Annotated in this window: 16 protein-coding genes, 1 tRNA gene and 1 riboswitch; of the genes, 12 read left to right on the top strand and 5 right to left on the bottom strand. The window is 58.9% G+C overall.

Annotated features, from left to right (window positions below):
- Nucleotides 1-32 precede the first annotated feature (32 nt).
- The 4 genes from PSDT_RS08590 to PSDT_RS05330 all read right to left on the bottom strand — a co-directional run bounded on the left by PSDT_RS08590 (nucleotide 33) and on the right by PSDT_RS05330 (nucleotide 4249).
- Nucleotides 33-407, bottom strand: a complete 375-nt coding sequence (locus PSDT_RS08590) for a hypothetical protein (protein WP_211205032.1) — start codon at nucleotides 405-407, stop codon at nucleotides 33-35.
- 14 nt (nucleotides 408-421) lie between these two features.
- Nucleotides 422-667 (bottom strand): hypothetical protein, encoded by a 246-nt coding sequence (locus tag PSDT_RS08275; RefSeq protein ID WP_143828282.1) that lies wholly within the window; start codon nucleotides 665-667, stop codon nucleotides 422-424.
- Nucleotides 668-1289: 622 nt separating this feature from the next.
- Nucleotides 1290-3689 carry an energy-coupling factor transporter ATPase gene (locus tag PSDT_RS05335; protein ID WP_006288963.1) on the bottom strand — a complete coding sequence of 800 codons (2400 nt, stop codon included), beginning with the start codon at nucleotides 3687-3689 and terminating at the stop codon, nucleotides 1290-1292.
- A 2-nt stretch (nucleotides 3690-3691) separates the two neighbouring features.
- Entirely contained in the window at nucleotides 3692-4249 is a 558-nt protein-coding gene (locus tag PSDT_RS05330) for an ECF transporter S component (protein ID WP_006288964.1), read from the bottom strand.
- A 3-nt stretch (nucleotides 4250-4252) separates the two neighbouring features.
- Nucleotides 4253-4370: riboswitch (FMN riboswitch) on the bottom strand.
- A 134-nt stretch (nucleotides 4371-4504) separates the two neighbouring features.
- Between PSDT_RS05330 and PSDT_RS05325 the strand changes: the two genes are divergently transcribed.
- The 3 genes from PSDT_RS05325 to PSDT_RS05315 all read left to right on the top strand — a co-directional run bounded on the left by PSDT_RS05325 (nucleotide 4505) and on the right by PSDT_RS05315 (nucleotide 8415).
- On the top strand, nucleotides 4505-6220 hold the full coding sequence (locus PSDT_RS05325; protein WP_223293551.1) for a hypothetical protein: 1716 nt from the start codon (nucleotides 4505-4507) through the stop codon (nucleotides 6218-6220).
- Complete coding sequence (locus PSDT_RS05320) at nucleotides 6213-7277, top strand: hypothetical protein (RefSeq protein WP_006288966.1); 1065 nt, start codon at nucleotides 6213-6215, stop codon at nucleotides 7275-7277. The genes PSDT_RS05325 and PSDT_RS05320 overlap by 8 nt, the downstream gene beginning before the upstream one ends.
- Nucleotides 7278-7395: 118 nt before the next feature.
- Nucleotides 7396-8415, top strand: coding sequence for a co-chaperone YbbN (locus PSDT_RS05315; protein WP_006288967.1), 1020 nt, complete (start codon nucleotides 7396-7398; stop codon nucleotides 8413-8415).
- Between the two features lie 21 nt (nucleotides 8416-8436).
- Here PSDT_RS05315 and PSDT_RS05310 read toward each other — a convergent pair whose 3' ends face one another.
- On the bottom strand, nucleotides 8437-9090 hold the full coding sequence (locus PSDT_RS05310) for a CYTH domain-containing protein (RefSeq protein WP_006290295.1): 654 nt from the start codon (nucleotides 9088-9090) through the stop codon (nucleotides 8437-8439).
- A gap of 349 nt (nucleotides 9091-9439) precedes the next feature.
- Between PSDT_RS05310 and PSDT_RS05305 the strand changes: the two genes are divergently transcribed.
- The 9 genes from PSDT_RS05305 (at nucleotide 9440) to PSDT_RS08735 (ending at nucleotide 20305) form a co-directional block, all read left to right on the top strand.
- Nucleotides 9440-9512: transfer RNA gene (locus tag PSDT_RS05305), tRNA-Arg, on the top strand.
- 132 nt (nucleotides 9513-9644) lie between these two features.
- Complete coding sequence (argS, locus tag PSDT_RS05300; RefSeq protein ID WP_036737391.1) at nucleotides 9645-11435, top strand: arginine--tRNA ligase; 1791 nt, start codon at nucleotides 9645-9647, stop codon at nucleotides 11433-11435.
- Between the two features lie 151 nt (nucleotides 11436-11586).
- Complete coding sequence (locus PSDT_RS05295) at nucleotides 11587-12822, top strand: ABC transporter substrate-binding protein (protein WP_006290297.1); 1236 nt, start codon at nucleotides 11587-11589, stop codon at nucleotides 12820-12822.
- A 121-nt stretch (nucleotides 12823-12943) separates the two neighbouring features.
- Nucleotides 12944-14047 (top strand): nucleoside hydrolase, encoded by a 1104-nt coding sequence (locus tag PSDT_RS05290; protein WP_006288971.1) that lies wholly within the window; start codon nucleotides 12944-12946, stop codon nucleotides 14045-14047.
- Between the two features lie 89 nt (nucleotides 14048-14136).
- Nucleotides 14137-16743: an ATP-dependent chaperone ClpB gene (gene clpB / locus PSDT_RS05285; RefSeq protein ID WP_006290298.1), complete on the top strand. Its 2607-nt coding sequence runs from the start codon at nucleotides 14137-14139 to the stop codon at nucleotides 16741-16743.
- 194 nt (nucleotides 16744-16937) lie between these two features.
- Nucleotides 16938-18053 carry a hypothetical protein gene (locus PSDT_RS05280; protein ID WP_006290299.1) on the top strand — a complete coding sequence of 372 codons (1116 nt, stop codon included), beginning with the start codon at nucleotides 16938-16940 and terminating at the stop codon, nucleotides 18051-18053.
- 104 nt (nucleotides 18054-18157) lie between these two features.
- Nucleotides 18158-18907: a type I phosphoribosyltransferase gene (locus PSDT_RS05275; RefSeq protein ID WP_006288973.1), complete on the top strand. Its 750-nt coding sequence runs from the start codon at nucleotides 18158-18160 to the stop codon at nucleotides 18905-18907.
- 114 nt (nucleotides 18908-19021) lie between these two features.
- Nucleotides 19022-19765: a TrmH family RNA methyltransferase gene (locus tag PSDT_RS05270; RefSeq protein ID WP_006288974.1), complete on the top strand. Its 744-nt coding sequence runs from the start codon at nucleotides 19022-19024 to the stop codon at nucleotides 19763-19765.
- 189 nt (nucleotides 19766-19954) lie between these two features.
- Nucleotides 19955-20305, top strand: coding sequence for a lactococcin 972 family bacteriocin (locus PSDT_RS08735; RefSeq protein ID WP_081442123.1), 351 nt, complete (start codon nucleotides 19955-19957; stop codon nucleotides 20303-20305).
- Nucleotides 20306-20386 lie beyond the last annotated feature (81 nt).

Raw genomic sequence — 20386 nt, 5'->3', positions numbered from 1 at the left:
TCCTTTTACTCTTTCGATTTGTCGAAATCGAATTAGTTACGAGTTATACTGATTTTGTATGGAATCAATATACCTCGTTGCTGAGCTGCATACATCGTATTGACAGCAATCCCCGCAATTGAAGTGTAGCTCTTATCTTGACTCCAATCATAAGTATCAGTAATGGTTACATAGCTTCCTGTTCGTGACCAGTTAAATCGATGAATTGAGTAATATAAATCTCTTTCCACGGTACTTCCTTGATTGGGGAATGCCGAACTTCCAAAACGATTCGACGATTTTCGAAGTTTGCCGAACAAAGGTGATTCGCAGACTCGGCTTCCATAAATTGGAAGATAAAGTGAATTTCTTTTTTTATTTGCGCGATTATGCGTGAGAAGTTCCGCTGATAATTTATAGCCCTTCATCTGGAACCAAGCAGTCACAGTAGTGATTGCTGCGTCGTAGTATTTATCTTGGGGGGGGTTCCTACTTTTGTTATGATTTTGGAAGATGACTGATTAGATTGAAGCTGCAACCTTTCTTTAGAAAAACTACTATACTCTTGGATTTCATCTTGCAAACAAGAAATCATTTCTTCGATGTCATTTTTTTGTTCGGCAGAGAGAGTGGGATCTGAAAGCATGGAGATGTATTCATCAGACATATGCTGCAGCTGTTCTGTCACTGACGTGTGTTGTCTCGCCAATTCAGCTTCTATGGTTGACGTTCCGCTGATGATATTTTGAATTTGTTCAGATTGTATACCATCTTGGGAAGTTGTGTAGTCGATACTGGATGCGAAAGCCGTAGCAGGAATTAGTAAAATGTTAATGTGATAAGGCCTGCTAAGGATTTAGTCAAATTAATTTTCATGATTAACCTAGGAGTTTTGCGAAAAATTGTTTTCATTAAGCTCCCATTCTCTTATCCAGAAGAGAATGGGAGAGATATTGATGGTGAGTCTCACCGTCAATAAGTTCACGCTTGAAAAAATTGAATATCATGTGATACTGGTAAGTGGGTTACGAGGTATCGGCATCCCCTTCTTTAAAGTGTGTACTACCACTTTGTAGCTGAAATAAGTATAATGTAATATGAAATATGAGATATAAGTCAAGCGGGTTTCGCAGGATTTTCACTGGTGGAGACGACGGATTTTAGCATACGGCAGGCATGGTCCTTCATGATCATTCTTAATCTTCCCGGCCTGTTCAGGGTTGTACGTAACCTTCATGTTCGTTCATAGTCGCAGCGGGAGGGGGCCGTAAAAGTCATAAAAACCATGAAAGTCATAAAAGTCCCAAGAGCTATAAGAGCTTCAGGAGGGTCAGACCGGCAAGCCATGAGACGATGAAGATGGTCAAAAGAAGGTCAGCGGCCGAATAGGCCAAAGGATGCCAGAGGCTACGGGGCCGGTCGCTGGAATAGCAACGGGCGTCCAAGGCCAGGGCCAGGTTATGGGCGTGGCGGATGGCGGCGGCGAGGACAGGCACGACCAAAGAGGTCATGGCCTTGACCTTGCTGCCGAAACCGCCGGAGCCGAAGGAGGCGCCACGGGCCGTTTGGGCCCGGCGCAGGCTCAGGAATTCGTCGGAGATGATGGGGACGAAACGCATGCCCAGGCTGAGCACGAAAGCCACATCCCTGGTGGGCACCCCCAGCAGGCGCAAAGGTTTGATCAGGCTGGCGAAGGCGTCGGTCATCCGCATCGGGGGGATGACCATGAGCAGGATGGCCCCGATGACGATCATGATACCGAACCGGCTGGGGTAAAGCAGGGCCGACCACAAGCCCCCGGTGGTGAGGGAAAGGTCCCCCCACGACCATAAGAGCCTGCCTTGGTGAACGAAGAACATGTTGATCAGGCCCATGAAGACGAAGAGAATGAGGAACCTCCGCACCTGCAGCCAGACAGAGGCGGGTTTGACCCGTCCGGCCCAGGAGGCGAGAAGGATCAGGACCATGCCCCAAACCAGCATGGGCCAGGTGGAGATGGTGAAGGCGGCGATCATGAGGGCCAGGGAGGAAAGGATCAGTGCTCTGGGGTCGCAGCGGGACAGGAGGGAGGAGGTGGAGGCGGCGGACCGAACAACGCGGGCGGATCGGGTCGAAGCCTGATCGGTTGCGGCGGCCGGTTGGCCGGAGCCTTCTTCGTCTTTGTCGTCCTTGCCCGTCGCCTGCAGGAAGAGGACCCGGCTGGCGTGGACGGCGACGTCGGCCAAATCATGACTGATCATGATGATGGTCAGGCCTTCGCCATTCAGCCTATCCAAAAGGGAGAGGAGGCGCTGGGAGGTGGCGGCATCCAGGCCGGCCGTCGGCTCGTCCAAAAGGAGGATGTCGGGCTGATTGGCCAAGACCCCGGCTATGGCCACCATCCGCCTTTCCCCGCCGGACAGGTCCCAAGGGGTCCGGTCCAGCAGATGGTCGATCGAAAGCAGGCGGGCGGTCTCCAGCGCCCGCCGCCGGGCCTGATCCGCCGTCGCTCCCAGGCAGCGGGGTCCGTAAGCGATGTCTTCGGCGACGGTATCGGCGAAAAGTTGGTTCTCCGGATGTTGCATCACATAACCGATATGGCGGCGGATCTCTTTGCGGTTCTTGCGGGCGAAAGGGTTGAGTCCGTGGATGCGGGCCTGGCCCGCGCTGGGTTTATCCAAGGCGCACAGGAGCATGGCCAAGGTGGATTTTCCAGCCCCGTTCTCCCCGCACAGGGCGATGAATTCCCCGGCTTGGATGGATAAGGACAGGGATTTGAGGGTGTCATGGTCGGCGGATCGATAGCGGTAGGAAAGGCCCTGAGCCGTCAGGACCGGGTCGCCGGAAGTCCGGCTGGTCTTGGTCTGGGCTCCCCCCAGGATGGTGACGGGGATTCCCCTCTCCCGCAAGGCCTGAGGGTCGATGACCTGGTCGGAGCCCATGACTTGGTCAGAACCGATGGTCTGACCTGATCCGATGGCCTTGACCTGGTCGGAATCTTCGGCCGCCCTCCGGCGACTTCCCCCAGAGGACCCTATTTTCCGGTCCGAGACCACCGTTCCCCGGACCATGGTCACGATGCGGTCCGTCTGCAGGGCCTCGTAACGGTTATGGGTGATGAGGACGATGGTCAACCCGCCTTCATGCAGGAGACGCAACCGGTCCATCAACTCCTGCCGGCCTTGGGCGTCCAACATGGCGGTGGGCTCGTCCAGGATCAGCATGTCCGGTTCCATGGCCAGGGCCGAAGCGATGGTCACCCTCTGCTGCTGGCCGCCCGACAGGTCCAAAGGATCGGCCATGGCCAGGTCCGCGATGTCCACCGCCCGCAAGGACGAGTCCACCCGCCGGCTGATTTCCAGCCGGGGGCAGCCCAGGTTCTCGGGTCCGAAAGCGATGTCGTCCTCCACCAGACTGGAGACGATCTGATCTTGCGGATTCTGAAAAGCGATGCTGATGCGGGGGCGGACCTGGTCATAGGAATCGAAGTCGACCTGGCCGTCAGCGAAAACGGTCGATCCCAAAAGCCTGACTTGGCCGGAATCCGGATGGGACAGGCCGGACAGGATCCTGGATAAAGTGCTCTTGCCGGATCCGTTGTCCCCCATGATCGCCACCCATTGCCCCTGTTCTATGGTCAGACTCAGGTCCTGCAAGGCCGCTTGATCTTGACCAGGGTAGAAGTAGGAGACGTGGGAGAGGTCGGCCAAAGGCCGGGAGGGGGAGGGCATGCTTACAGGGCCTTCTTCGCCAGGAGGGAGACGGGCTTGTAGCAGAGGAAGGTGATGACGGCGTCCAGACCCATCTTCGCCAGGTTGAAAGGCAGGTAGAAGGGGATGATCATGCCGACGTATTGCATGACGTTCACGTGGTAGTAGAGGGGGGTGACCACCAGGTTGAGCAGCAAGGCCAGGATGGTCGCCAATATTCCGCCGACGACCAGGCCCAGGGCCGCCCGCGGGCGGGTCTTGTTCCTCTGGTAGATCAGCGTGGCGGTCAGGCTGAAAAGGATCATGACGGCCATGTTCATCAAAGCCCCTACAGGGTTGGAGAGGAGGTGGGGGACGTAAGTGAGGATGCTGACCGTGACTCCAGCCGCGGGTCCGTAGGCGAAGGCGGCGATCAGGCAGATGACCCCGCTGAAATCGTATTTGAGGAAAGGGAGAGGGGGGAAGGGGATGGCGAAGAAGCTCAAGGTTATGCCCAGAGCGACAAAAAGCGCATAAAGGGCGATGCGGGCCGTCGACCATCCGTTTTTCGTGGGTCGGTTCGTGGAATGATTGGTGTTCATTTGTACTCGTTTCTTTCATCCGGACTATACCGTTGGCCCTGGGATTCCACCGGGTCAGCCGCTTTCGCGGGTCGCGGGCTCTACCGCCAGTAGGGAATCGCACCCTGCCCTGAAACATGGAGTGTCGTCGGTGGACGACAAGTTCACCATAGCATGAGGAAGGGGCCGGAGGGAAGGGGTTTGTCCGCTTTGTGTGGGAATTGTGCCTCTTATCCGCTAGAATGGTTCCGTTACGTACGAGTCAGGAGCCTCATAGTGGAAAACGATAAGACGAATTCTGATGAGACCAAGGATGGAACCAAGGACGAAACCGAGGGTGAAATCGTAGAGAACAAGGATTTGCGGGACCAGGATCCCGCCGAAGGGGAATCCTCGGAGCGGGATTCCGACCAGGACGCCGCCGCGGATGTCGCCGCGAACGAAGGGGCTGGAGCGGACCTGGGAGCCGCCGAGCATGCATCCGACCATGAGGAGTCCGACGGCCCCTCCGCTTCTTCCTCCGAGTCAAAGGAAGGGTCTGGACATCAAAGCTGGGCCAGGAAGAAAGTCCTGCGGCGTATCGTCGCCCCGCTCTTCTTCTTCGCGGCCGTGATCAACTTGGTCTTCGGAGTTCTTTACAGCACCGCCTGGGCTCCCAAACCTTATCTGGAGGCGAAAACCGGCAAAATGACCACCAGCCTGGTCTATACGGCTGATGGGGTGGCCAACGTCAATGGGTCCCGCCTGGAGGTCACGGCCCAGGCCTCGGCCGATGCCAAAGTCTGCTTGGCTGTCGGCCGCGCCCGGGACGCAGCCGCTTGGGCGGGGAACAACAAAGTCACCGTCCTGACCGGCTTGTCCTCCTTGTCCGATCTTAAGTCCAAGGTCCAAGGCCAAGGGGAAGCCCCGGCCGTGGATGAGCCTTCGGGGGATGATTTCATCTCCTTCAAGGATTCCGATCTCTGGGAAAAGGTCACCTGCAAAACCGGGACCGTCACCGAGACCCTGTCGGATTCGTCGGGGCAGTCCATCATCATCTCCTCCTCGCAGCCGTTGACCTCCGTGACCATGCGGTGGCACCGCACGACCATGCCCAACCTGGCCTGGCCTTGGTATCTGGCCGCCGGAATCCTGGCCCTGCTCGCCCTCCTGTCCGCCACCCTTTTGGCCACCTTCAAACGTCGGCCCCGGATCAAGAAGAACATAGCCGAACAAGAGGCGGTGGAAGAAGACCTTACCCCGACGGCCGTTCTGGTTGGGGCGGAAGAAAGCTTCCAATACCAGCGGCCTGAAGAGGTCCCCTCCCACGCCGACCCCCAGGAAATCTCCTCCGGCTTCGGGCCTTTCAAACGTCGCAAAAAGCACCAAGTCCTCAGCGCCCAGGAGGCCCTCTCCAACGCGGAAGGCGAAGGCGCGTCCGAAGGGCCGTCCATCGTCGATCCGACCAAGGCCAACATGGTCGCCAACCTGGCCGCCCTGTCCGACAAGCCGGCCGATGAGGAAGCCGGCCTGTCCGCCCGGGACATCGTGATGAAGGCCAGAGGAAAGAAAAGCGACCATACCACGGGCAGCTCCCACCTGGCCCAGCAGAATGCGGGCCGGCATGCGGGGGCCGGGTCGGAGGCCAACGAAGCTGAGGCCGCCGAAACGGCTACCGCTTCCTTCGACGAGATGTCCGCCTGGTTGGCCCGGATGGAATCGGAGAACTCCCAGCCGCCTGAGGACAACACAGTCGACATCCTGGCCGAGGAAAAGGAGGCCGCCGTCAAGAAGGACCTCTTCAGCAATCCGGATTCGTCCATCACCAATGTGGAAGCGGCGGCAGCCGAATCCTTGGCCCAGCAGGAAAAACAGGCAGGGCGGGACGGGCGGTCCGAGCAGAAGGAAAACCCGATCGATCCGGGCGAAAATACAGAAGAAAGCCTGAAGGAAAATCCGAAAGAAAGCCCGAGCGAAGAAGACGGATCCCAGCAGGAGGAAAACCATGACTAAGAGATTCCAGCGATTCCCCAAAATCATCACCGCCTGCCTGAGCGTGGCCACCGTCGCTTCCCTGGCAGCCTGCGGGAGCATCCCCGAGCCGAAGAAATCGGACCTGTCCCAGACTTCCGTGGTCACCCTGACCCAGGAGGAAAAGATCCGGTCCCGGGTCATCAAGGACGTGGTCTCCGCCGACGCCAATCAGGACGTGGACGCCTTGGCCAAATACGCCGAAGGTCCGGAGCTGGCCGTTCGCACGGCCCAGCTCACCATCGCCAAGGCCACCAAAAAACTGGACCCGGCCGCGACCATCCCCACCGGTTACCAGCAGCTGGTCGTCCCCGTGGAGTCCCGCTGGCCCCGGTCCCTCTACACCATCACCAGCCCGACCGAAGACAGGCAGACGGCCCGGATCCTGGTTTTCTCCCAGGACTCGGCCCGCACCAACTACAAGCTCTGGGGCTTGGTCCGCATGCTTCCCGGCGTGACCATGCCGACTTTCGCCATTCAGGCCCCGGCCACGGCCAAATCCTCGGAGACCAATTACCCCAATCATGAGGGGACGGCCGACGAGGATGGGCTGATCATGACCCCCCAGGAGGCGGTGAAGGCCTACGCCGATTACCTGCAGAAGGGGACCTCCTCCTCGAACGCTTCCAAGTTCGACAAAGACGCTTTCAGCACCGAGATGCAGAAACTGACCACCGTCATCGACCAAGGGATCAAGAAGAACGGCGGCAGCCAGCGGCAGGAATACAGCTTTAGGAAGGGGGCGATCCGCGTGCTGGTCACGTCCCGGACCTCCAACGCTTCCAAGGCCACCTTGGGAGCCTTGGTGATCGCGGAAATCGATTCCACCTGGACCCGCACCGCCGGCAAAGACCGCAAGTCCTTGCCCATCTCCGACTCGGAGAAGGCCCTCTTCGGCCAGCAGGACGGCAAGCAGTCCATCGAGGCGGATTATGTGAACGTGGTCGCCCTGTATGTTCCTTTCAAAGGGGATAAGACCAATACGGTGATCAGGTGCGTGGGATCCGAGCGGGTCCCCGTCTCCGTCCAAGCTAAGTGACGGCTGGCGACCTGTGAATTCTTCCGAAGCGGCGGGTCTGCGCGTCTGCCGTTCCGGCTATCAGACAAGCCGGCGTTGCCATGGCCGGCGATAAAGGAAAAAAGAAAAGAGGCATTCGATGGATGAACAATCCCGCCGGGCCCAGGCCCAGCGTTCCTTGGCCGGGATGAATCTGGCCGGAGCCGTTGATTTGGAATCCCTCAAGCATAAGCCTGAGGCCCCTGCCGGGCAAGAAGGAGGGGCTCCCGCCGCGGGCGGCTATGTGGTGGATGTGGATACGGCCGGTTTCGAGTCCATGGTCCGTATGTCCGCCACCTATCCCATCCTGCTTCTGCTCTGGCAGGCGGATGATGAGCGTTACTTCGACCTGGCTTCCCGCTTGGCTGGCGTCGTGGACCGGATGAAAGGGCAGATGCAGCTGGTCCGGATGGACATTGCCACGAATCCCCAAGTGGTGCAGGCCTTGCGGGTCCAAGGGGCCCCGGCCTTGTACGCCTTGATCGGAGGACGGCCCATGCCAATCGTGCAAGGGATGCCGACCGAGGAAGAGCTGACTCAGATCAAAGACCAGATTTTGCCCCAATTGGTCTCCGTCGCCCAGCAGGCCGGCATCACCGGCACCGCCCCTTACCTGGAGAAGAGCGGCGACGAGGGCGCCGGGGAAGGTTCCGACTCGTCCGCCGCCTCTGGCGACTCTTCTCAACCCGCGGCCGCGCAGATCCCCGCAGGCCATGAGCAGGCCTATCAGCTGACCCAGGATGGTCAATACGAACAGGCCGCCGCCGCTTACGCCAAAATCATGGAATCCAATCCCCACGACCTCGTCGCCGCCCGGGAACATGCCAAGTCCGCCCTGCTGGCCCGCAACGGTCAGGCGGATCTGAGGACCGTGCGAAAGGCCGCGGGGGACAGACCGGATGATGTGCAGGCCCAGTTGGATGTGGCCGATGTGGACATGATCGGCGGTCACCTGGATGACGCCTTCTCCCGCCTGCTCGACTTCCTGCAAGGGCACAAGGGAGACCCGGAAACTTTGGATGCCGTCCGCCAGCGGCTCTTGGAATACTTCGCCATTCCTGAGGCGACGGATGAAAGGGTGCGTAAGGCTCGCATGCGCCTGGCCACGCTCATGTACTGACGCGCTGAGCCAGTTTCAGTTTCAGTCGATGGCCGCCGTGCGGTTGACCCCGAATCCTTCATGGAAGCGCGGGCCTTTCCTTTCCAGCTCAGCCAAGAAAGCGTCCTTCCATTGGCTGTAGGGGTGCTCGGCCAGGCCGTCGTTGGAGAGGCGCCAGTCATCGGTGATTTCCGTCGTGCAGAAATCGGGGATGAGCAGGTTGGTCACTGGCTTGTTCCGTTTAGCTTCAGCGCAGATCAAGGGGAAATTATCCCCGCCGAAAACGTCCAGATTCCACCCGTCTTCGCCGATCCAGGCGGTGTAGCGCGTCTTCACCAAGGCCTTGCCTCCCCGTTTGATCAGCTCCACGGCGATGCCGGGGTCAATCTCCCGTTCCGCTTCGTAGCGTGTCCCGCTGAGGGATGGCCCTTTCACGGTGACGGTGGCGATGGCGAACCGGTCCTGGAACCGGTCCAAGGCCTGGTAGGGGTCAGTCCCTTCGTCCATGTCCAGGCGGACCCCCGGGGTCTTGACCCGGACCCGTAGGGCGTAGTTGTCCTCATGCACGTAGTAGCTCTGGATGATAAGGCTGGGTTGTTCGCTGACAGTGAGGTCGCCAGGCAGGGCGGTGCAGAAGAAACGACGATCGTATTCGAAATCCCGGGCGCTGGGCACCGGATTCAGGGGGTCTGTCATAGCTTCATTTTACGGCCTTCCGCCTACCAACGCCTACTCGCGACTTGTCTATCGCCGTGTTGGACCCGTTGTGGGTTTCTTCGCTCTTCGGGGGGGATGCGGAGAGGTCCGGAGCGAGGATAGGGACCCGGAGCGAGGGTGGGATTTTGAAAGATGGGAAAAGTGGGAGAGGGGAGAAAGACCAGCTGATGCTTCTTTTCCTCGGACGTTCGCCGGGAAAGGCAGACAGGCCTTGGGAATGAAGGGCCGAGGCTGGGTTGTGTCACGGCCATGTCGCTTTTGACCGTGATATGGGTTAGAGTAGGAGTGCATCCGATGCGGGGCGGCCGACGTCTCGCGTCTTTTGTTCGGGTTTGTAGCTCAGTGGATAGAGCGTCTGTCTCCGGAACAGAAGGTCGAGGGTTCGAATCCCTTCAAGCCCACTTTTTACAGTCCTTCTCTTTCTCGGGGATCAGGGTCTTCTTTTTCTCCCACCTCTTGTTATTTTTAAAGTCTTTCGGTCCTGTCGGAGAAGGCCGAGGGCGGTGTATGCCGCTGACTATAAACTAACAAGAATGAATCCTGAAGTACTCGCACAGCTTATTTCCCGCACCGCGCACGACTTGGTGGCCTCCGGACAGGCCGGTCAACTGGCCAATGAGATGATTCCGGCTGAAGACAAAATCGCCGTTATGCGCCCCAAAGACCGGTCCCATGGCGACTGGGCGACCAATATCGCCATGCAGCTGGGTAAGAAGGCCGGCATGGCCCCCCGGGACTTGGCTCAGAAGTTCGCTCAGGCCCTGCAGGCGGACCCGGGCATCGCCTCCGTGGAAGTGGCCGGCCCCGGATTCATCAACATCACTTTGAACGCCGCTTCGGCTTCTCAAATCGTCGATCAGATTCTGGATCAGAAGGCCGCCTTCGGAACCAATGACCACCTGGCAGGCAAAACCCTGAACCTGGAATTCGTCTCCGCCAACCCCACCGGCCCCATCCATATCGGGGGAACGCGGTGGGCGGCCATCGGCGACGCCCTGGCCCGTATCCTGCAGGCCAACGGCGCCCATGTGATCCGCGAGTATTACTTCAACGACCACGGCGAGCAGATCAACCGTTTCGCCAAGTCCCTGGTTGCTGCCGCCCACGGGGAGGAGGCTCCGGCCGATGGTTACAAGGGCGCTTATATTGACGAAATCGCCCAAAAGGTGATTGACCAGGCCAAGGCTGAAAGCATTGACGTGCTTTCCCTGCCCCGGGTGGATGGCGGCAAGGACGCGGATGGTCAGCCCTTGGGCGAAGGCGACAGCGAGCAACGGGAAGAGTTCCGCAAGCGGGCCGTGCCTATGATGTTCGACGAGATCAAGCAGTCCATGGCCGATTTCCGGGTCAACTTCGACGTCTACTTCCATGAGAACTCCGTCTACGAGGATGGGGAGGTGGACGCGGCCTTCCAGCGTCTGAAGGATCTGGGGGACATCTATCGGAAGGATGGGGCCACCTGGTTCAAGTCCACCAAGTATGGGGATGACAAGGACCGGGTCATCATCAAATCCAACGGGGAAGCCGCCTACATCATGGGCGACATCGCCTACTACTGGAACAAGCGTCACCGCAAACAAGACCCGGCCGACATCGCCATCTACATGCTGGGGGCCGACCATCATGGCTATGTGAACCGGCTCCAGGCCGTCTGCGCCGCCTTCGGGGACGAGCCCAACTACAACATGCAGATCCTCATCGGCCAGTTGGTCAATGTGGTCAAGGGCGGCCAGCCGGTCCGCATGAGCAAACGCGCCGGCAACGTGGTCACCATCGACGACCTGGTCGGGGTCGTCGGGGTGGACGCGACCCGCTATTCGCTGGAACGCACTTCCTACACCCAGAACATCGACATCGACCTGGACCTCCTGTCCCAGCACAGCAACGAGAATCCGGTCTACTACGTGCAATACGCCCACGCCCGTTCCAAGAACGTGGACCGGAACGCCGCCGCGGCCGGTCTGACGGTCGGCGGGGCCGACCTGAGCCTGCTGGACACCGAGGCGGATTCCGAGATTCTGGCCCAACTGGCCCTTTACCCGTCCGTGGTCGCCTCCGCCGCCGATCTGAACGAGCCTCATCGCCTGGCCCATTACTTGGAGGACCTGGCCGGCAAGTATCACCAGTGGTATGCGGCCGAGCGGGTGGTCCCCATGGAGCTGACCGAGAAGGAAGCCCAATCCGCCGACGCTCAGGCCATCAAGGTCGCCAAGGATCCCGAACCCGCCCGCGCCGCAGCCCGTCTCAAGCTCAATGACGCCGCCGCCCAGGTCTTCGAGAATGGTCTGGGGCTCCTGGCCATCACCGCTCCCGACAAGATGTAGACTTTGTCTCCACTAGGGGGAAAAATGGACCCTGCTTACCAACGCGTGGCACCTGCGGCGATCGGAAGGATGATTCCCGCTTGGCGTTGGGGCGGCCGGTCTGTACCTTGTCGTCTCTGCCAGTCCTTGCCGTCTTGAAAGCACCAAGCTTATGGCTAGAGACGGGGAGTATGGCATGTTCGCCACGATCAAACAGCGTCTGCGGTCTGTTCTTTTATTTCTTTCATTTTCATCCCGGCAGAGTGGTCCTTCGCGGCTGGCCGGAGAGGTGTCGGCGCCAGCCGGCAGCGGTAGGGGCCCTCGTCCTTTCAAGACCGCCGCCGTCACGGCCGTGGCCGCTATATCCGTCGTGGGCCTCTCCGCCTGCACCGCCCCTGGCGCCGACCAAGAGCAGGCCTCCCACCTGACCAAAGTAACCTTCATGATGTCGTGGGCGCCGGATACCAATCACATCGGCGTCTTCGTCGCCAGGGACAAGGGCTACTACAAAAAACTGGGCTTGGACGTGACCATCCTGGCCACCAGCCAGGCCGGGGCCGAACAATCCGTCTCCAAAGGTGGCGCCGATTTCGCCCTGTCCAACATGTCCAACGTGGCCGACGCCAACATCAAAGACGGACGGCTTTCCTTCATCATGCAGGTCCAGCGCAAGCCTTCCGCCATCTGGTGCTCCCTGGCGGCCAACAAGAAAATCAAATCCCCCAAGGACTTTGATGGCAAGGTCTTCGCCACTTTCGGAGGCAATGAATCCGACTCCGTCGTCCGTCGCATGATTCAACATGATGGGGGCAAAGGCCAGTTCAGCAAGGTGACCGTGGGAACCTCCACTTTCAACACCTTGTCCACCGGCAAGGCCGATTTCGGCGGATTCTACTCCACCTGGGAAGGGGTGCAGGCGGACATGTACGGCCCTAAGCTGAACTGCTTCACCGAACCCGCCTACGGGGTGCCGGGCAATGCGGACGAAATCGGGATCATCTCTTCCGGCCCCTACCTGTCCCAGCATCCGGACATCGCCCGCAAGTTCATCCTGGCCACGCAGGAAGGCTACCTGCGCGCTTACCTGCATCCCAACGAAGCCGCCAAGATTCTGACCGATTCCCCCGAAGGCAAGACCGCCGGGCTGAAGCTGCCTTTCGTCAAACGGAGCATGCAGGTGATCACCGCCGGTTCCTACTGGGGGAATGCCACCGCCTACCGGTCCGCTTCCGCCACCTTCGGCACCGTGGATACCGAATCCGCCCAGAAGTATTTCGACTTCCTCTTCGAATCCCATTCTTATCAGGACGCCAAAGGTCGGCCGATCTCCTCCGCCCCCCAGGCCAGCGAACAGGCCACCGACACGTACCTGACCTCGCCGGAGGAGCTGCAGGCGGCGGTTAAGTAGGCTTTGCGGTGAAGTAGCCGTAACGGTGAGATAACCGTCACGACGAAGTATCCGTTACGGTTGTTGGGGATCAGCGGCCGGAAAATAGCAACCGGAAATCAGCGACAAAGCAAGGACTCTCATGACTTCTTCTCCCAGGATTTTCCTCTCTTGCGACACTGGCATCGACGATGCCCTGGCCATCCTCTACCTAGTGGAATCCCATGCCGACCTGGTGGGGGTCTCCGGCGTTTTCGGGAATGTCCCGGAGGAGGTCGCGACCAAGAACAGCCGGGACTTGTTGGATTTTCTGGGTCGGGAGGAGATCCCCGTTTATCGGGGGGCCGCTCGGCCTTCCTTCTGGGGGAAGACCGAAGAGACCATGGACAAGCCCTACCAGGTGGACCCCGGCTGCACGGTTTTCCACGGGATCAATGGTTTCGGGAATGCGGAACTTCCTGTGAGGCCGAGCTCGGCCAAAGACGGGAGAGGAATCCCTTGGGAAACCAGTCTGGAATCCCAACAAGAGTCCCCTCAAAACGCGAGTCAAGCCCTGCGCCAAGAACCCCGAAAGCGGTTTCGGATTCTTCCCGATGCAGCCGGAGCCATCATCAAGGCGGTCAAAGAATTCGGGACCAGCTTGACAGTCCTGGCCACCGGACCCCTGACCGATGTGTCCGAGGCGATCCGCAGGGAGCCGTCCATCATCCCGGATCTTCGCCTGGTCCTGATGGGAGGGGTCCTGACTCAGCCCGGCAATGGCTATAATCTGGTGACGGAGACCAACATCATCAACGATCCCGAAGCCGCCCAGGCCGTTTTCGCCACGGATATGGACATCACCATGGTCGGTTTGGACGTGACCCACCGGTGTCTGGTCACTCGGGAACAGGAGGCTCAGGTCAAAGCCTTGGGGACCCCCCTGGCGACCTTCGTCGGCCAGATGCTGGACTATTACCTGAGCGCGAACGAGAAATCTGACCCGGTCTTTTTGGCGGGCAGCCCTCTGCATGATCCTTTGGCGGCCGCCGTCGCCCTTGAGCCGAGCTTGGTCGAGACTTTTCCCATCGCCCTGCGGGTGGAGTTGGCGACGGGCGTCGGTTTCGGCGTGCGCGGTCGGACCATCGGCGATCCAACCAGGCTCAATGGCCCTCGGCCTCATACCAAGGTAGCCCTAGGGGTTGATTCCAAGCGGTTCGTTGACGATTGGTTCGGCAAGCTGCTGACGATTTGCTCTAAAAGTTGAGCCGATTTAACTCAACTTTTGGAATAATCTTCCTATTCTCCCGGTTAATCCGCTTAGAGTGTAAAAATCCAAGTGAATCGGGAGAAAACATGAGCGAAAAGTATACGACCTTGGCCCAGGAAGCCCTCGGCGACGCCATCCAATCCGCTTCCGCGGCCGGAAATCCCCAGGTGGAACCCCTTCATCTGCTGGATTCCCTCCTTCGCCAAGATGGGGGCGTGGTCCGAGGCCTGGTCCAGGCCACTGGGGCCGATCCACAGTCCATCGGGGCTCAAACCCGACGGGCATTGGCAAAGCTGCCTTCCGCCAGCGGTTCAGCCACCGCCCAGCCTGATGGCAGTCGTCAACTTTCCCAGGTCATCGCCTCCGCCCAAAAAGAGATGAAGGCCTTGGAGGACGAATATGTGTCCACCGAACACCTGCTCATTGGCATCGCTGCCAGTGATGGGGAAGCGGGGGAGATCCTTCGCCATGCGGGGGCCAGCGTGGAAGCCTTGCGCAAGGCCATCCCCCAAGTTCGAGGCGGAGCCAAAGTCACTTCTCCCGACGCCGAAGGCTCTTACAAGGCTCTGGAAAAGTATTCCACTGACTTGACCGAGCAGGCCCGGGAAGGCAAACTGGATCCGGTCATCGGCCGCGATTCGGAGATCCGCCGGGTCATCCAGATCCTCTCCCGCCGCACCAAGAACAACCCTGTCCTCATCGGCGAGCCCGGCGTGGGCAAGACCGCCGTGGTGGAAGGCCTGGCCCAACGTGTGGTGGCCGGGGATGTACCTACCGGTCTGCGCGACAAGAAGATCGTCTCCTTGGATATGAGCTCCATGGTGGCCGGCAGCAAATACCGGGGCGAATTCGAAGAGCGCATGAAGGCCGTCTTGGACGAAATCAAGAAGTCCGACGGCCGCATCATCACCTTCATCGACGAAATCCATACCATCGTGGGGGCCGGGGCCACGGAAGGATCCATGGACGCCGGCAACATGCTTAAGCCTATGCTGGCCCGCGGCGAGCTGCGTCTGATCGGTGCCACCACTCTGGATGAGTACCGGGAGAACATCGAGAAAGACCCGGCTTTGGAGCGTAGGTTCCAACAGGTATTCGTGGGAGAGCCCAGCGTGGAGGACACGGTGGCCATCCTTCGCGGCCTCAAACAGCGCTACGAAGCCCATCACAAAGTGACCATCGGGGACGACGCCCTCGTGGCAGCAGCCACCTTGTCCAACCGTTATATTTCCGGACGTCAGTTGCCGGACAAGGCCATCGATCTGGTGGATGAGGCCGCCGCCCACCTGCGCATGGAACTGGATTCCGAGCCTGAGGAGATCGATGAGCTGCAACGCCGCGTGACCCGCCTGGAAATGGAGGAGATGCAGCTGAAGAAGTCCCAGGATACGGCTTCTCAGGAGCGCTTGGCCAAGATCCAATCCGAGCTGGCCGACACCCGCGAAAAACTGGCTGGACTGAACGCCCGGTGGTCTGCGGAGAAGGCCGGTCACAACAAAGTCGGTGACTTGCGCGCCAAGCTGGACGATTTGCGGGTTCAGGCCGATAAGGCCACCCGCGAGGGGGACTTGGAACACGCTTCCCGCATCCTCTATGGGGAGATCCCGCAAATCCGGAAGGAGCTGGCCGCCGCTGAGGACAGCGCCTCCGCGGAGACCGCCGCGACTGGCGCGGACGGGGAATCAGCCCAGGAGCCCATGGTCCCCGATCACGTGGACGCTGATTCCATCGCCTCCATCGTCTCCTCCTGGACCGGCATCCCCGTGGGCCGCCTGATGCAGGGCGAGAACGAGAAGCTCCTGCACATGGAAGAGGTCTTGGGCAAGCGGGTCATTGGGCAGAAGGAAGCGGTCGCCGCCGTCTCCGACGCCGTTCGCCGCTCCCGGGCCGGCATCTCCGACCTCGACCGTCCTACCGCCAGCTTCCTCTTCCTGGGGCCGACCGGCGTGGGCAAGACCGAGCTGGCCAAGGCCCTGGCTGACTTCCTCTTTGACGATGAAAAGGCCATCGTCCGCATCGACATGAGCGAGTATATGGAAAAGGAATCCGTCTCCCGCCTGATTGGCGCCGCCCCTGGCTATATCGGCTACGAGGAAGGCGGCCAGCTGACCGAGGCCGTTCGCCGCCGTCCCTACTCCGTCGTTCTCTTCGACGAGGTGGAAAAGGCCCATCCGGAGGTCTTCGATGTGCTCCTGCAGGTCTTGGATGATGGCCGCCTGACCGATGGCCAAGGCCGGACGGTGGACTTCAAGAACACCATCCTCATCCTCACTTCCAACCTGGGCTCCCAGTTTCTGGTGGATTCAGGCCTGGACGCCGACCAGCGCAAGAGCGCGGTCATGGACGCCGTACACGCCCACTTCAAGCCGGAGTTCCTCAACCGCTTGGATGACATGATCGTCTTCAACCCTCTGACCCGCGATGAGCTGGCTGGGATCGTCGATATTCAGGTGGCTCGTGTGGCCGACCGACTCAAGGAACGTCGTATCACCCTTGATGTGACCGATTCCGCCCGTGAATGGCTGGCCGACACCGGTTACGACCCGGCTTACGGGGCCCGTCCTTTGCGCCGCCTGGTGCAGAACGAGGTGGGAGACCAATTGGCCCGCATGCTCCTAGCCGGGCAGGTGCACGACGGTGACACCGTCTTGGTGGACCAGACCGGGGGCGACCATTTGGAGCTTTCCGCCTGACCTACTGAGGATTTGGTCTCTGAGGAGAGGTAAGCGACGTCAGTGAAGTGGCACAAAACGCAAGTACAAAATAGAGAACGTTGGAATTCCGCCGTTTTCGAATTTCTACTTGCGTTGAGTGCCACTTCGTCTCACTTATCCACATTTTAAATTTTCCACTGGCGCTTCCGCCGCCCGCCTTATAGACTCGATTTATGTTCGAGCTCTATCACCCGCCGCTGCCGGGCCAGATTATGCGTTTTACGGCGTGGCGGGTTCAGAACGATTATTTTCGGTGGTGCGGGCAGGTCCAGGCCCGCACGAAAAACCGCTTGATTTTCAGCCACGAGAGTGCGCTCGGTCTTATGGGCGTAGGCTTTTTGGATACGGCTGCCGTGAAGCCGGACCGTGCTTACGAGGGCCATTCTTCCGAGGGCCGTGCATTCAAAAACCGCATTTCCGGGAATCGTGCTTCCAAGCATCGAGTTTCCGAAAACCGCCTATCCGATCTCCGCACCTACGAAGACCATATTGCCGAGCCCGACGTTTCCAAAGATCGTGCGGATTTCCCGCTCCAGCATGTTCTGGTCCCGCCCGGTCAGACGCGAGTGAATCTGCAAGGAGTTCGCTGTCATCGCTTGTCCCAAAGCCTGTCACGGCAGACGATCTCGGTGGGGGAGTTCCGTTGTTCTTCGCCGGAAGCGGCTTTCTGCCAGCTAGCTTCCACCTGTTTCCTCGGGGATCTCGTTGTTTTGGGTGATTCCTTGATTTGCCGCGACGAAGGTTTGGCCAAGACCTCGCTTGACGCGCTAACCGAGTTCGTCGATTCGTGCGGAAGGTTCGCCGGCCGGCGAAAGTGCGGGCAAGCCCTGCGTCTTATGCGGTCAGGCGTCGATTCTCCGCGCGAGTCGCTGCTTCGCCTGTGGATGCTTCGCTATGGCTTACCGGAGCCTTGCGTGAATTTCCGCATGGAAGACCCTACCGGGCGTGTCTATTACCTGGATCTGGCCTACCCCCAGTGGCGGATCGGGGTGGAATATAACGGGAAGCACCATCACGAACAGTGGTTCGAAGATTGGAATCGGTTCAATTCCCTTCAATCGCACGGATGGCAGGTCTTTATCGCGGAGAAGGAGATGATCGATAACCCGGTCTGGCGTACCTCCTTTATGATGCAGGTGATGAGCGCCCTGTCCGTGGCTGGTGCCGAAAGCACGGGTTTCCTCAGCAGTCCGATGACCGTCGCGCAGATCGCCGATGGTCGAACGAGGCTGTGGAAGGACGAAAAGAGACGAAGGTTGGGAATGGAAAGTGGCACTCAAGGCAGATAGTTTTCTGAGAACGGCGGAATTTCAACGTTTTCAATTTTCTACTTGCGTTGAGTGCCACTTCGTCTTTTGAAAGATTGGGCAAGCGCCCCGCTAAAGTAACGGATATGACACAGGAACGGAATATCAGCCAAGACGGTTTCAAGGCCACGGGCCCGGCCCAGGCCCGCCAGGAGTTAGAACGGGAGATCTCCCGGTTGCCGGTCGATATGCTTGATCCCCGCAGGCGCTTGGAAAAAATGGTGAGAGCGGACATCGAGGGCAAGCCTTTCAGCGAATTGACCAAGGTGACCTATGACCACGATGGCGCCCAGCTCTGCGGCCACGTCATGTTGGACAACCTGGAGGAAAAAGGCTTTGTCATCGGTGACTTCACCGCCGTCGGCGCATTGACCGCAGCCGCCATACCCCTGGTCTGCGCCATCATGCATGCGGCCGCTTCCCGGGGAGAGGACTTGGACGGTTTCCTGATGGATTTCGTCTATCCGTCCATCAAAGGGCCGTCGATCAAGGGGAAGAAGGTCATTTTGGTGGACGCTTGGTTGTCGGAGAAATCCTTCGTGCAGACCTCGTCTTTGGTCACCCTTCGCCATGGCAATGAACTCAATCTGGACTTCAGCATCCTGCAGAACGAAGGCGCCGAGCTGCTGGCGATCACTTCCCTCGTTGGCTCATTGGGGAAGGGCTTGGCCGCCGGGGGGTCCACGGATACGGCTACGGATGTGGGCTCAGGCACAGATATGGGTTTGGATTTGAATATCGACGAGGGGCAGGATCAGGAAATGACCATCACCCTTGTCAACCCGCTTTCCCAGGAAAAACAGGACCTTCCTTTCCTGCCTCTTTTCCGAGGATAAGTTTGCGGAGGATAAGTTTTCCCAAGATACGTTTTCCGCAGACAGGTTTCCCAAGGCAACGATAGCAGGGATAACAAGAACAACAAGGTCAGCCAGTCAAGGCAGTCAAAGCATATGTACGAACCAAGCGAATACACCAAACGAGTGATGGCCGCGGGAGACCCCCAGTTGCGGCCGATCGGCGTCGGGCCGTGGGAGCGGGAGCACCCGGATCAGCCGCGGCCGGACCCCGCGCAAGACCCACGATTTGACCCGGAGCTTCTGGACCAAGGCGACAGCCGTAACGTTATGGACCGCTACCGTTACTGGACTGTGGAGGCCATCAAGGCCGACCTGGATAGCCGCGGGAGGCATTCCTTTGAAGTCGCCATTGAAAACTGGACCCACGACTTCAACATCGGTTCCATGGTCCGCACGGCCAACGCCTTCACCGCCAAACGAGTGCACATCATCGGCCCGCATAAGTGGAACCGCAAAGGCTCCCTTATGACCGAGCTTTACCAGACCATCGACTACCATCCGTCCATCGATGAATTCGTGGCGGACATCCGCGCTCGCGATCGGAAGGAGTCCCAAGAGGCCGCGGCCAAAGAGGGTAAAGAGGGTAACAAAGCTCAACCTATCCACACTCGCATCGTCGCCTTGGACATCGTTCCCGGAGCGGTCCCCATCGAGACCTACCGTTTCCCCGAACGGTGCGTCCTGCTTTTCGGGGCCGAGGGACCTGGCTTGACTCGGAAGGCTCTGGGCATAGCGGATGACGTGGTCTACATCACTCAGTATGGCTCTGTCCGCTCTCTCAATGCTGGCGCCGCAGCCGCGGTTTCCATGCATGCTTGGATGATGCAGCACGGCTAAGGACGGGTGAAGCCTCGGATTGAGCTCGAGCTTACAGGTGGGCGGAGAAGTGAAAAGGGAGAAGAAGTGAAAAACGGATAAAAATGGGGGAGTTTATCTGAGGAGGATAATATAAAGGCGATTTATATATGAGCCGATGTGTATATCTGTGATATACTGACAGATAAGAAGATATGGTCAGACAGTGGTATGTCAACAGTAGTACCGCTCTTCTTACTCGTCATATACAGTGTTTGCAAAGGAGCGAATGATGGGAACAAAGTTATTGTGTCGGTTATTGCGTTGACTATGTTAGCTTTCCCAGCGGGAATGGCTTGCGCTGCGGAGACGCATCCGGCAGAGGGCGGAACTTGGCAATATGGACATGCGCTACAGATAAAAGCATGGTCGAATTATTGGCATCCGAGCTGGGCCCACGCTTCGACAGTTAAATCGAGGAATAAGCAGCTAGTCACTCCATATGCGGCAAAAGGTTCATGGTCAACAGCTGAGATTTGGGCATTTGATGGTACTCCCAGCTATTACTACAGAGTGCGGTAAAACTGTGCTCGGTTAACAGGGATATTAATTTGATAGTTCTGAACAAAGCGGGTAAGTTGCGATGGTGCTATCCATATCAGT

The sequence above is a fragment of the Parascardovia denticolens DSM 10105 = JCM 12538 genome (assembly GCF_001042675.1).
Lineage (GTDB): Bacteria > Actinomycetota > Actinomycetes > Actinomycetales > Bifidobacteriaceae > Scardovia > Scardovia denticolens.
The sequence above is the reverse complement of the archived record's forward strand: the minus strand, read 5'-3'. Positions and strand labels throughout refer to the sequence as shown.

What these genes read in the sequence shown, in the direction of transcription:
- PSDT_RS08590 (WP_211205032.1), bottom strand. Translation starts at nt 407, where the DNA reads ATGAAGGGCTATAAATTATCAGCGGAACTTCTCACGCATAATCGCGCA.
- PSDT_RS05335 (WP_006288963.1), bottom strand. Translation starts at nt 3,689, where the DNA reads ATGCCCTCCCCCTCCCGGCCTTTGGCCGACCTCTCCCACGTCTCCTAC.
- PSDT_RS05330 (WP_006288964.1), bottom strand. Translation starts at nt 4,249, where the DNA reads ATGAACACCAATCATTCCACGAACCGACCCACGAAAAACGGATGGTCG.
- PSDT_RS05320 (WP_006288966.1), top strand. Translation starts at nt 6,213, where the DNA reads ATGACTAAGAGATTCCAGCGATTCCCCAAAATCATCACCGCCTGCCTG.
- PSDT_RS05315 (WP_006288967.1), top strand. Translation starts at nt 7,396, where the DNA reads ATGGATGAACAATCCCGCCGGGCCCAGGCCCAGCGTTCCTTGGCCGGG.
- PSDT_RS05310 (WP_006290295.1), bottom strand. Translation starts at nt 9,090, where the DNA reads ATGACAGACCCCCTGAATCCGGTGCCCAGCGCCCGGGATTTCGAATAC.
- argS (WP_036737391.1), top strand. Translation starts at nt 9,645, where the DNA reads ATGAATCCTGAAGTACTCGCACAGCTTATTTCCCGCACCGCGCACGAC.
- PSDT_RS05295 (WP_006290297.1), top strand. Translation starts at nt 11,587, where the DNA reads ATGGCTAGAGACGGGGAGTATGGCATGTTCGCCACGATCAAACAGCGT.
- PSDT_RS05290 (WP_006288971.1), top strand. Translation starts at nt 12,944, where the DNA reads ATGACTTCTTCTCCCAGGATTTTCCTCTCTTGCGACACTGGCATCGAC.
- clpB (WP_006290298.1), top strand. Translation starts at nt 14,137, where the DNA reads ATGAGCGAAAAGTATACGACCTTGGCCCAGGAAGCCCTCGGCGACGCC.
- PSDT_RS05280 (WP_006290299.1), top strand. Translation starts at nt 16,938, where the DNA reads ATGTTCGAGCTCTATCACCCGCCGCTGCCGGGCCAGATTATGCGTTTT.
- PSDT_RS05275 (WP_006288973.1), top strand. Translation starts at nt 18,158, where the DNA reads ATGACACAGGAACGGAATATCAGCCAAGACGGTTTCAAGGCCACGGGC.
- PSDT_RS05270 (WP_006288974.1), top strand. Translation starts at nt 19,022, where the DNA reads ATGTACGAACCAAGCGAATACACCAAACGAGTGATGGCCGCGGGAGAC.
- PSDT_RS08735 (WP_081442123.1), top strand. Translation starts at nt 19,955, where the DNA reads ATGTCAACAGTAGTACCGCTCTTCTTACTCGTCATATACAGTGTTTGC.